The following is a 545-nucleotide window of genomic DNA, read 5'->3' on the forward strand; positions in this document are numbered from 1 at the left end:
GGCGTGAAGCCGCGAACCTGGTAATCGAGTCAGATCGGCCGATTGCTCATGTGGCTAAGGAAATCGGTGTCTCCGCCGGGCTTTTGGGCCGGTGGGTCAAACTCGAGCGTGAGCGCCGAGGATCCTCCGATGGGATGAGTGAAGCTGATCTTCGTGCTGAGAATGCTCGTCTGCGCCGGGAGCTGGCTGAAGCGAAGATGGATAATGAGTTTTTGTCAAAAGCGACGGCCTTCTTCGCCGCGAAGCAACGCGAGCAGAAAAGTTCGAATTGATGCAGCAGGAGAAGGCAAACTACAGCATCAAACGCATGGCACGGCTATTAAAAGTGTCTCGGTCTGGATACTACAAATGGGCCCATGCGCAGCAGAAACGGCTATCCGGAAAAGATGATCGTGTTGCATTTTACGATGATGTTGACCGTAAGATTCATCAGATTTGGAAAGACTCTGATGAGGTTTATGGTGCTCCGCGGATCACCGCAGAACTTACCGAGCGCTACCGCATTTCGCTCAACCGTAAGACTGTGGCGAAGCGGATGCGCATGA

Annotated in this window: 2 protein-coding genes; both read left to right on the top strand. The window is 53.2% G+C overall.

Annotated elements, in window-relative coordinates; genetic code table 11:
• The coding region (locus HMPREF2847_RS11280; RefSeq protein WP_246821977.1) for a transposase at positions 1-272 on the top strand (272 nt) is incomplete at its 5' end.
• Positions 272-545: IS3 family transposase (locus tag HMPREF2847_RS07090; protein ID WP_141765069.1), on the top strand; the 274-nt coding region annotated here is incomplete at its 3' end. The genes HMPREF2847_RS11280 and HMPREF2847_RS07090, both read left to right, overlap by 1 nt.

The organism is Corynebacterium sp. HMSC074C03, from assembly GCF_001838285.1.
In the GTDB taxonomy this organism is placed as follows: domain Bacteria; phylum Actinomycetota; class Actinomycetes; order Mycobacteriales; family Mycobacteriaceae; genus Corynebacterium; species Corynebacterium amycolatum.